General features: G+C 70.2%; 8 protein-coding genes and 1 pseudogene. 4 read left to right on the forward strand and 5 right to left on the reverse strand.

From position 1 onward, the window contains the following. A pseudogene (locus K8V84_RS11785) lies at positions 1–920 on the reverse strand (DNA helicase); the annotation flags it as partial. A gap of 144 nt (positions 921–1,064) precedes the next feature. After that, positions 1,065–2,552: a PucR family transcriptional regulator gene (locus K8V84_RS11790; protein ID WP_304074121.1), complete on the reverse strand. Its 1,488-nt coding sequence runs from the start codon at positions 2,550–2,552 to the stop codon at positions 1,065–1,067. Positions 2,553–2,723: 171 nt separating this feature from the next. On the opposite strand from K8V84_RS11790, the gene gabT reads away from it, so the two are divergent. Then, a complete protein-coding gene (gabT, locus tag K8V84_RS11795) occupies positions 2,724–4,058 on the forward strand; it encodes a 4-aminobutyrate--2-oxoglutarate transaminase (protein ID WP_304074122.1) in 1,335 nt (444 codons plus the stop codon). Positions 4,059–4,093: 35 nt separating this feature from the next. Here gabT and K8V84_RS11800 read toward each other — a convergent pair whose 3' ends face one another. After that, positions 4,094–5,698, reverse strand: coding sequence for a PucR family transcriptional regulator (locus tag K8V84_RS11800; RefSeq protein WP_304074124.1), 1,605 nt, complete (start codon positions 5,696–5,698; stop codon positions 4,094–4,096). A 116-nt stretch (positions 5,699–5,814) separates the two neighbouring features. On the opposite strand from K8V84_RS11800, the gene K8V84_RS11805 reads away from it, so the two are divergent. Together K8V84_RS11805 and K8V84_RS11810 are read left to right on the forward strand one after the other, a co-directional pair. After that, positions 5,815–7,101 carry an aspartate aminotransferase family protein gene (locus K8V84_RS11805; protein ID WP_304074125.1) on the forward strand — a complete coding sequence of 429 codons (1,287 nt, stop codon included), beginning with the start codon at positions 5,815–5,817 and terminating at the stop codon, positions 7,099–7,101. 26 nt (positions 7,102–7,127) lie between these two features. Beyond that, positions 7,128–8,636 carry a CoA-acylating methylmalonate-semialdehyde dehydrogenase gene (locus K8V84_RS11810; RefSeq protein WP_304074126.1) on the forward strand — a complete coding sequence of 503 codons (1,509 nt, stop codon included), beginning with the start codon at positions 7,128–7,130 and terminating at the stop codon, positions 8,634–8,636. A gap of 261 nt (positions 8,637–8,897) precedes the next feature. On the opposite strand, the gene K8V84_RS11815 is transcribed toward K8V84_RS11810, so the two are convergent. Continuing rightward, entirely contained in the window at positions 8,898–9,131 is a 234-nt protein-coding gene (locus tag K8V84_RS11815; RefSeq protein WP_304074128.1) for a hypothetical protein, read from the reverse strand. Between the two features lie 239 nt (positions 9,132–9,370). Further along, complete coding sequence (locus K8V84_RS11820) at positions 9,371–10,183, reverse strand: carbon-nitrogen hydrolase family protein (RefSeq protein WP_304074130.1); 813 nt, start codon at positions 10,181–10,183, stop codon at positions 9,371–9,373. Positions 10,184–10,306: 123 nt separating this feature from the next. On the opposite strand from K8V84_RS11820, the gene K8V84_RS11825 reads away from it, so the two are divergent. After that, positions 10,307–10,476 (forward strand): helix-turn-helix domain-containing protein (locus K8V84_RS11825; protein ID WP_304074132.1); only part of this gene is annotated, 170 nt, incomplete at its 3' end.

The raw sequence follows: 10,476 nt of genomic DNA on the forward strand, positions 1-10,476 counted from the left end.
AGGGACTCCAGGGCGGTGCCGCCGATGGCCTCGGGATCCAGACCGTCCCGGTCGGTGGGGTCGAGGTCGGCCAACAGGCCCTCGACACTGCCGGGTGCGGGTTCTTCGGTCTCGGGTCGGCCGCCCGGGCCGGCGCGGAAGAGCACCGCGGTGTTGTGCGCGCCGAGGTTCAACGTGCGGGGCAGGCCGCGGGTACCGAGCGGGTCGATGTCGTCGACGCGCTCGATCTCCAGGCGGGTGAGCAGGGTGCGCACCTTCGCGGCGAGGTCGGCGACGGCGGCCGGTCGGTGGACCGTGTCGGGCGCCCCGGCGCGCAACCTGGTGCGCAGTTCGAAGAGGTCCTCGGGGTCGGTGATGCCCAGACGGGCCAGCAGGGCGATGTCGACGTCGGGTGGGCCGATGGCACGGACCAGGGGCGCGTCGCCGGCCCCGATCCGCTCGCCGACCCCGCGGGTCTCGTACTCGTCGACGACCCGGACGTCCACGGTGAGCAGCGGCAACGTCACCCTCGTATCGGTCTCGTCCCCCGGTTCACCGGGCAGGACGACGAGGGGGTAGCCGTAGCGCAGGGCCTGACCATAGCGGCCGGCGAGTCGCGTGACGCGGGCGCTCTCGTGGTGCAGGGGCAGGGTGTCCCTGGCCCCGCTGAAGAGCAGTTCCGGACCGGCCGGCAGACAGGCGCAGGTGTCGGACTCCAGGTGTTCGGCGCGCACCACGTGGCCGTGGACCGCCTCACGGTGCAGGCAGGAGCGCAGGTAGGCCAGGAACGAGCGGACCTCTCCCCGGTCGACGGGGGGCTTCCAGCGCAGCGAGGCCGCTCCCACCCCGACGCCCTGGGCGCCCGTGTCGCCGACCGTTCCGCCCACGGTGGCGTGGGTAACGGCCGGCCCGCTCCGTGCCTCGTCTCGCAGTGACCTCACAGCGTCCCCCTGAGCACCCGATCTTCACGTGATCAGGTGATTACTCCCCGCTATCAGGCCCCATTGTGGTGCATTCCGCGCGCGTCCACCCCCGGAACGATCGAACCCGCGACGACTATCACCCAGGGTGACCATCCCGGTCGTTCAGGGACGGGAGCGCCCTTCGCGGACACGGAGGGAGATCCACAGTTCCGTGCGATGATCGGGATCGTCGAGGTCACCCGGGAGCAGTTCCCGAATGCGTTTCATCCGGTAACGCAGGGTGTGCCGGTGCACCCCCAGACGTTCGGCCGCGGCGTCCCAGCGGCCCGACGCGGCGAGATAGGCACGGAGCGAGGCCAAGAGTTCGGCGGCGTTGCGCTGACGGTCGATGGGCGCGAGGAGGTCGTCGGCCAGCCGGACCCCGACCGGGGTCTCCAGCAGCCCGAGGAGACCGCCGGGCAGGTCACCTGAGCGCACCGGCCCGCGTCCCTCGTCCACCGCCACGGCCAAAGCCCGTTCGGCCTGGGCACGGGCCACGACCAGCTCCGTGTAGGAGACCGGATCGCTCAGCCCCACGCCCCCCTCGAAGAGTTCGTCGAACACCTCGGGCAGCCGGTCGAGGATCTCGGCCGAGGCCAGCAGCAGCGTGCCGGTGGCCGGGTCGGCGGCGGCGACGTCGGCGGCATCGGTGGCCAAGAGCCCGTCCGGGAGCGAGCACCGCGACGCCGGATCCTGGACCGCGGCCACCACCACCGGTTCGGCGGGCAGGGCGCGACGCAGGGCCGTCGCGCCCGTATGCGCGGGGTCCAGAGCCCCGTCGAACAACGCGGCCACCACCCCCGACACGATCCCGGACCCGCCCTCGGCGGTCGGGCGTTCCAGTTCCAGGGACAGCAGCGACACCGCGGCGTTGACCAGGGTGCGGTCGTGCGAGCCGAACCCCTTGCGGGCGCCCACGGCGAGGAAGCCGCGCACCCGACGGCCGATGGCCAGGGACTGCAGGGCCACGTGCTCGTCGCCGGAGACCACCGAGGAGCCGGCCCGCTGCCCCGCCCCGCGCAGTCGGGGCAGCTCGGCGGCCAGCCGGTCGGCGTGCTCGGCGGCCTGGGCGGGGGCGGCGTGCCGAACCGAACCGTCGGGTCCCAGCAACAGCACCCACCCGTCGAACTCACGGGCCAACCGCTCGACGACGGCGCCCGCTCCACGCAGCGCGGCCCGAGCGAGTTCCCGTTGGGCGGAGAAAGCCCTGGTCAGACCCTCGTACTCCTCTTGGGCCAGCAGCCGTGAGACCTCCTTGCCGACCGCGATGAAGGGGGTCTCACGGGCCACCTCCACCAGGGTCACCCCGAATTCCTCGGCGGCCGCGCGCAGCTCGTCGGGGGTGTGCTCGAAGACGACGTCGGCAGCGAACCCCAGCCCGGCGATGTCGCGCTCGGCCAGGCGACGCACGTAGTCCCGCAGGTCCGGTGGATCCTCGGCCCAACCCACCCCGGTGGTGAGCAGCAACTCTCCCCCGGCCAGATACGGGGTGGGGTCCGTGAGTTCGCTGACCGCGACCCACTCCACCCGGCGGTGCGGTTCCTCCTGCCCGGTGAGCAGGCGCAACCGCAGTTTGGGCGTGCGCAGCAGGGCTCCCAGTGTCGGTGGCATCGCGTCTCCCCCTCGTTCGGTCGCCCCGTCGGCCCGCACCCCGCCGCAATGGCACAGGGCGCCGCTTCGATTATCCACTGTGTCCATGCGTGTCGGGTTCCACGCGGCCTAGTGTCAGGCGAGTCACCGGGGTCCACCCCGTAGAACCGACCCCCGCAAGGAGGCAGCCGTATGGCCACGACCGAGGTCGTCCAGTCCCGTCGGATCGTCACCGAGATCCCGGGCCCCCAGTCCAGGGCCATCCAGGAGCGTCGCAGCGCCGCCGTCGCCCAGGGTGTGGGCAGCACTCTGCCCGTGTACGTCGAGCGCGCGGGCGGTGGGATCATCGAGGACGTCGACGGCAACGCGCTCATCGACTTCGGGTCGGGCATCGCCGTGACCAACGTCGGCAACGCGGACCCGCGCGTGGTCGAGCGGGCCGCCGAACAGATGGGCCGGTTCACCCACACCTGCTTCATGGTCAACCCGTACGAGGTCTACGTCGACGTGTGCGAGGCCCTCAACCGGGTCACCCCGGGCGACCACGAGAAGCGGTCCATCCTGCTGAACTCGGGCGCCGAGGCGGTGGAGAACGCCGTGAAGATCGCGCGCAGCGCCACCGGACGCCAGGCCGTCGTGGTGTTCGACCACGCCTACCACGGCCGTACCAACCTCACCATGGGCCTGACCGCCAAGAACATGCCGTACAAGCACGGGTTCGGCCCGTTCGCCGGCGAGATCCACCGAATGCCCATGGCCTACGCCTACCGTTGGCCGACCGGCCCGCAGAACTGTGGTCCCGAGGCGGCCGCCGCCGCGATCGACCAGATCACCAAGCAGGTCGGCGCCGAGAACGTGGCCGCGATGGTCATCGAGCCGATTCAGGGCGAGGGCGGGTTCATCGAGCCGGCTCCCGGTTTCCTGCCCGCGCTGGTGGAGTACTGCCGCGCCAACGGGATCGTGTTCGTGGCCGACGAGGTGCAGACCGGCTTCGCGCGCACCGGGGACATGTTCGCCTGTGAGCACGAGGGGGTCGTCCCGGACCTGATCACGACGGCCAAGGGCATCGCGGGCGGGCTGCCGCTGGCGGCGGTGACCGGTCGCGCCGAGCTGATGGACGCCGTGCACGGCGGCGGCCTGGGGGGCACCTACGGCGGCAATCCCGCGGCGTGCGCGGCCGCCCTGGCCTCGCTGGAGGCGATCGAGTCCGGTGACCTGGTGGGGCGCGCCCGTGAGATCGGCGAGCTGATGCTGGGCCGGCTGAACACCCTCGCGCAGAAGTTCGACGTGGTGGGCGACGTGCGCGGTCGCGGCGCGATGATCGCCGTCGAGCTGGTCAAGGACGGCAAGGAGCCGAACCCGGAAGCGGTGGCGAAGGTGCTGAAGCACTGCCACGCCCGGGGCCTGGTCCTGTTGAGCGCCGGCACCTACGGCAACGTGATCCGGATGCTGCCGCCCCTGGTGATCGGCGACGAGCTGCTCCACGAGGGTCTGGACCTGTTGGAGGAGGCCCTGGCCGGCCTGTAGGAGATCGACGGCGTGGGACGAGGCGGCGGGTCGGGTCAGGTCTGGTCGCGGACCGAGTCCAGGGACAGCAGGGCCACGTGCAACGACAGGCACGTCTCCACCGACTCCAGGTCGACGTCCAACACCGAGGAGATCCGCCGCAATCGCTCGTAGAAGGCGGGCCGGGACAGGTGCGCCCGGCTCGCCGCCAACGCCTTGTTACGGCCCGCGCCGAGGTAGTGGCGGAGCATGTCGGTCAGGTCGCCGCCACGACGGGCGTCGTGGTCCAGCAGCGGCCCCAGCTCGCGTTCCACATAGGTCTGCAGACGCTCGTCGTCGCGGAACAGGTGCAGCAGGCCGCGCAGGTGCAGGTCGGGCAACCGGTAGAAGGGGCGCCGCTCACTCTGTTTGAGGGCCACGTCCCCGACCTGTCGGGCCTCCAGGAAGGATCGGCGCACCGCACGGATGTCGTGGGTCTCCGATCCCACCGCCAGTACCGCGGCGTCGCCCAGCCTGGCGTGCACCCGGTCGGCCAGCCGGCTCAAGGTGGTGTCCAGCCGTCGGCCGGAGGGCAGTGCCAGCAGGATCCCCACCCGTAGGTCGTCCAGGGAGCCCACCAGCGCGGGCAACCGCAGTTCCCGACAGGCCCGGGCGGCGCCCTCGGCGGTCTCGGACAGGCGGGCCTGTGCGGCCAGACCGGTCCCGCCCTCCTGCAGGCGCAGCACCAGCCCCACCAGTTCACGTCCGTTGAGCGGTACCCCCACTGCGCGGGCGCGGACCAGGGCCTCCTCCGGATCGGAGTAGGAGCGATCGATGATGCCGGCGATGATCGTGCGGTGGGTCTGGCGTTCGAGGCTCTCCTGATGGCGTTCCAGGAGGCGTCCCAGGGCCAGGGTGGTGGCGGCGCGTTCGATGAGCATGCTCTGGCGGCCCGTGGGGGTGGCGCCGACGATGAGGATCAATCGCCCCCAGTCCTGTCCGCGCGCGCCCACTGTGGTGACCAGCCAGCCGGTGGTGGGCGCGTGCACGGTGCGGTCGCCCGAACGGACCGACCGTGAGCGGCTCTCCCAGGACGTGAGCAGGGTGCCGGGTTCCTCGCCGTTGAGGTCGCAGGCCAGGACCTGGTGGGTGAGGTTCTCCAGGATGACCGGGCAACCGGAGAGGTTGGCGACCTCCCGCAGGATCTGGACGGCGTCGGCGCCCTCGACGGACAGCCTGGTGAAGACCGAGTGGAGCTTCTCGGACTCGCGCAGTTCCTCCACCTGTTCGTTGACCACCCGGATGTGCACGGCCTCGGTGATCTCGACGAAGCGTGCCTCGCGGTCGAGCAGGACGACGGGGACGCGGGCGTCCTCGGCCGCGTCGAGGAAGGCCCTGGGGAGCTCGGCGTGGTACTTGCGGCCGAGTTCGACGGCGAGGCCGCTCACCCCGGCGTCGGCGAGGTCCTCGATGTAGCGGCGCAGGGCGGCGGGGTCGTCGGGCATGGCGATCCCCGTGCTGAGGACGAGTTCGCCGCCGCGCAACAGGTGGGCCAGATCGGTGACCTCCGCGACGTGGACCCAGCGAACAGGAACGTCCAGGTACTCGGAGCCGGCGACCACTCGGGGGCGTGCGCGCTGCAAGGCCGGGAGCCTCAGTACTTCGGCGAGGGTGGGGAGCACGTCGTCAGTGTAGAACGTGGGCCGCACCCGGGTGGTTTACACCATGTAAAGCCGACCATCATGTTGTCAACATGCTGATCCTGGTCAAGTACGCGGGCACTGGGAAGACTGAGGGCATGTCGGAACTCCTTGCGCGCCACCGCGCGGTCATGCCCTCCTGGATGCCCCTGTACTACGAGAACCCGATGGAGATCGTCGGAGGTGAGGGCGCCCGTGTCACGGACGCCGAAGGCCGTACCTACCTGGACTTCTTCACCGGCATCGTGACGAACATGCTCGGCTACGACGTCCCCGAGGTCCGCGAGGCGGTCGAACGGCAGCTCGCCAAGGGCGTCGTGCACACGTCCACGCTGTACCTCATCCGCTCCCAGGTGGAGCTGGCCGAGAAGATCGCCCACCTGTCCGGTATCCCCGACGCCAAGGTGTTCTTCACCAACTCCGGCACCGAGGCCAACGAGACCGCCCTGCTGCTGGCCACCTACGCCCGTGGCAGCGACGAGGTCCTGGCCCTGCGCGGCAGCTACCACGGCCGTTCCTTCGGCACCGTGGCGGTCACCGGAAACAAGGCGTGGAAGAACTCCTCGCTCTCCCCGCTGAACGTGCACTACCTGCACGGCACCGACCACGCCTCCCCCGCCTTCCGGCACCTGTCGGAGCGGGAGTACATCGACGTGTGCGTGGCGGACCTACGTGAGGTCCTCGACACCGCGGCGCCCAACGTGGCCTGCCTCATCGCCGAACCCGTGCAGGGGGTGGGCGGTTTCGCGATGCCGCCGGACGGCCTCTACGCGGCGTACAAGGAGGTCCTGGACGAGCACGGCATCCTGTTCGTCTCCGACGAGGTGCAGACGGGGTGGGGCCGCACCGGCACGAGCTTCTTCGGAATCGGAAACCACGGCGTGACCCCCGACGCCATGACGTTCGCCAAGGGTCTGGGCAACGGGTTCGCGGTGGGCGGCGTGGTGGCCCGCGGCGACCTCATGGACGGGCTCCCGGCGCTGGGAGTGGCGACCTTCGGCGGCAACCCGGTGTCCATGGCCGCGGCCGGCGCCACCCTCGACCACGTGCTCGAACACGACCTGCAGGGCAACGCGCTGAGGCAGGGCGGCACCATCATCGACGGGCTGCGGGCCCTGCGCGAACTCCCCTGTGTGAGGGACGTGCGCGGCAAGGGGCTGATGTTCGCCATCGAGATGGTCGACCCGGACACCGACGCGCCCTCCTCGGTCCTGGCCGGGCGGGTGCTGGAGGCCGCCCGCGAACGCGGACTCTTGGTGGGCAAGGGCGGCGTGCACGGCAACGTGCTGCGGATGGCCCCGCCGATGAACCTGTCCACCGAGGAGGCCGCCGAGGGGCGCGACATCCTGCTGGACGCCGTCCGCGCGGTCGCCGACCAGGCCTGACACGACCTCCAGGAGGAAGAGCAAGCATGAGCGAACACGTCACGCACTGGATCGGCGGGGCCGCCCACGAGGGCCCCGCGAAGCGGACCGGGGACATCTACAACCCGGCGTCCGGACGGGTCCTCGGCACCGTGGACCTCGCCGGCCCCGAGGAGGTCGACGCGGCGGTCGCCGCCGCCAGGAAGGCGTTCCCCGGTTGGCGGGACACCTCGCTGTCCAAGCGCGTCCAGATCCTGTTCCGGTTCCGTGAGTTGCTGCGCGCCGGCTCCGACGAGCTGGCCCGGTCGGTGAGCACCGAGCACGGCAAGGTCTTCTCCGACGCCCAGGGCGAGGTGGCCCGCGGCCTGGAGGTCGTGGACTTCGCCTGCGGCATCCCCCACCTGCTCAAGGGCGGCTACTCCGAGAACGTGTCCACGGGCGTGGACTCCTACTCGATCCTGCAGCCCCTGGGCGTGGTCGGAGGCATCACCCCGTTCAACTTCCCCGCCATGGTGCCGATGTGGATGTTCCCGGTGGCGATCGCCTGTGGCAACACCTTCGTGCTCAAGCCCAGTGAGAAGGACCCGTCGGCGGCTTCCTTCGTGGCTCGGCTGTGGCGGGAGGCCGGACTTCCCGACGGGGTGTTCAACGTGGTGCACGGCGACAAGGTCGCGGTGGACGCGATCCTGGAGCACCCGGACGTGGCCGCGGTCAGCTTCGTGGGCTCCACCCCGATCGCGCGGTACGTCTACCGGACCGCGGCCGAGCACGGTAAGCGCGTGCAGGCACTGGGCGGGGCGAAGAACCACATGGTGGTGCTGCCCGACGCGGACCTGGACCTGGCGGCGGACTCGGCGGTCTCCGCCGGGTTCGGCTCGGCGGGCGAACGGTGCATGGCCATCTCCGCGGTGGCGGTGGTGGACTCGGTCGCCGACGAGCTGCTGGAACGGATCAAGGAGCGTGTGGCCCGACTGCGGGTGGGTCCCGGCGACGACGAACGCAGCGAGATGGGTCCGCTGGTGACCCGTGAGCATCGGGACAAGGTCGCCTCGTACCTGGAGTCGGGGGTACGAGAGGGTGCGACCCTGGCGATCGACGGTCGGGCGCACCCGGTTCCGGACGGTGACGAGGACGGCTTCTGGTTGGGACCCTCCGTGCTGGACCACGTGGGGCCTGGGATGACCTGCTACCGCGAGGAGATCTTCGGTCCGGTGCTGAGCGTGGTGCGCGTGGCCGACTACGACGAGGCCGTCGAGCTGATCAACGACAACCCGTACGGCAACGGGACGGCGATCTTCACCAACGACGGGGGCGCCGCGCGACGCTTCCAGAACGAGATCGAGGTCGGCATGGTGGGCATCAACGTGCCCATTCCGGTACCCATGGCGTACTACTCGTTCGGGGGCTGGAAGCAGTCGCTCTTCGGCGACTCGCACGCCCACGGCACGGAGAGTGTTCACTTCTACACGCGAACGAAGGCGGTCACCGCCCGTTGGACGGATCCGAGCCGACGTCCCGAAGGAGGCGTCGACCTGGGCTTTCCTACCAACGGCTGAGGAACTTCACCGAAATACCGCATGGAAGTTTCTCACTGACCGTCGGTGATGGGCAACACGGAGTATCGTTGGCCCCGACGCCCTACGGGGAACGTGGCCGTCGGGCCACGTGTGTCACGAGAACCATCCTGGAGAAGGCGCGCTCAATTCCCCTCCTCCCCATGGAAGCGGGCGCGTCGACGGACGCGTTCCGGGTCCTACTTCTCCCCCTGGACCCGGAGCGCGACCGTCCTCTGACCGTCCCGAAGACGGGACCGCCGATCAGCGTGCGACGAACAGCGGCTCGGGGACGGGCTGGTGCCCGATGATCCCCGCGCACTCGTCGCACCCGAACACCCGAGCCCCGTCCGGCAGCTCACCGAGCTCCCGGCGGGGCCGGGGCCACTTGGCGTGGCAGACGACGCAGGCATCCCCCATGCACTGCGCCAGGCTCAGCCAGGTCGGGTCGTAGACGTAGCCGTCGGGTGCGGCGGTCCGCATTGCTGGTTCGCACATCGTGCTCGTTCCGCGCAATGTCCTTGCTCCCCCCGTGGTTTAGGACAGTCTGGCGGGCCGATAGTTACCGGCTCTTAATTGAATCAGAAGCTCTCGGCGCCCGGAAGGGCCCGGACCGATCTAAATCACTCCGTGCAGGTAAATCATAACCCTAAGTGACCAAGCCTGTGAAGCCCCAGGGCAAGAGCTGGACATTCATACGATCTGTCCGAAATGTATGCGCGGACCCGTGGCGGCGCTCAGACCTCCCCGCTTGAGGACACCGAGAATCGGCGCATCGCGAGGGCCGGATTGGTGACACGGACCGCTTCCACACGTTCGGCCGAAACCCCGGCCGTGGCGACCTCGAAGGTCTGCTCCCCCAGCGACGCCAACGCGGTCCCCATCGGATCGATCACCATGCTGTTGCCCGCCCCCGTTGGCGCGGACTGCCCCGAAGCCGCCACGTAGACGGTGTTCTCGATGGCACGGGCGCGCGCCAGGGTGCGCCAGTGGTCCTCCTTGAGCGGTCCCGGAACCCACTGCGCCGCCAGCAGCACAACGTGCGCCCCGGCGTCGGCGATCCGCCGCGTCACCTCCGGAAAGCGCAGGTCGTAACAGGTCTGGAGCCCGAAGACCACGCCGTCCACGGTGAAGGTCTCCGGTTCCTCGATCGGCCCGGGGGCGACCACCTCGGACTCCTTGACCCCGAACGCGTCGTACAGGTGGATCTTGCGGTAGTGCGCCACCCGTTCACCCTCCGAAGAGAGCGCCACCAGGGTGTTGGTGAAGCGTGAAGCGCCCTCGCCGCGGGACTCGTTGATCCCCAGCACCAGGTGCACGCCCTCACGACGGGCGGTGTCCGCCGCCGCGGAGAGGAAGGGGCCGTCCAACGGCTCGGCCGCCTCGACGTAACGGTGGTCGGTGCGCGACGCGGTGAACATCGTGTACTCGGGCAGCAGGACGACCTCGGCTCCGGTCGAGGCGGCGCGCGCGACCAACTCCGCCACCGACCTCTGGTTCTCGGCCTTGTCCTTCCCCGGCGCGAACTGGGCGACCGCGACCTGGACCATCGAACTTCTCCCTTCCGCCCCTGGGGCACGGCCCGATCGGCCACCCCGAAAGTGCCCCGAGTGTACGCCCGGGACGGAGGACTCCCTTGCCACCAGACTGAACACCCGTTTAATGTATTGAACATGTGTTCAGCTCAACGAGACGACCTCACCGCCCGCGCCCGCATTCGCGACGCGGCCCTGACCCGATTCGGCCAGGAGGGCTTCGGTGTCTCCGTACGCGCCATCGCGGAGGAGGCCGGGGTCTCCCCCGGCCTGGTCATCCACCACTTCGGCAGCAAGGAGAAGCTGCG

Origin of the sequence: Nocardiopsis listeri, from assembly GCF_020741345.1 — a bacterium.
Taxonomy (GTDB): Bacteria; Actinomycetota; Actinomycetes; order Streptosporangiales; family Streptosporangiaceae; genus Nocardiopsis; species Nocardiopsis listeri_A.

Bases quoted from the DNA above. Each gene is read 5' to 3' on its own strand.
- K8V84_RS11790 (WP_304074121.1), bottom strand. From the start codon at position 2,552: ATGCCACCGACACTGGGAGCCCTGCTGCGCACGCCCAAACTGCGGTTG.
- gabT (WP_304074122.1), top strand. From the start codon at position 2,724: ATGGCCACGACCGAGGTCGTCCAGTCCCGTCGGATCGTCACCGAGATC.
- K8V84_RS11810 (WP_304074126.1), top strand. From the start codon at position 7,128: ATGAGCGAACACGTCACGCACTGGATCGGCGGGGCCGCCCACGAGGGC.
- K8V84_RS11820 (WP_304074130.1), bottom strand. From the start codon at position 10,183: ATGGTCCAGGTCGCGGTCGCCCAGTTCGCGCCGGGGAAGGACAAGGCC.
- K8V84_RS11815 (WP_304074128.1), bottom strand. From the start codon at position 9,131: ATGTGCGAACCAGCAATGCGGACCGCCGCACCCGACGGCTACGTCTAC.
- K8V84_RS11805 (WP_304074125.1), top strand. From the start codon at position 5,815: ATGTCGGAACTCCTTGCGCGCCACCGCGCGGTCATGCCCTCCTGGATG.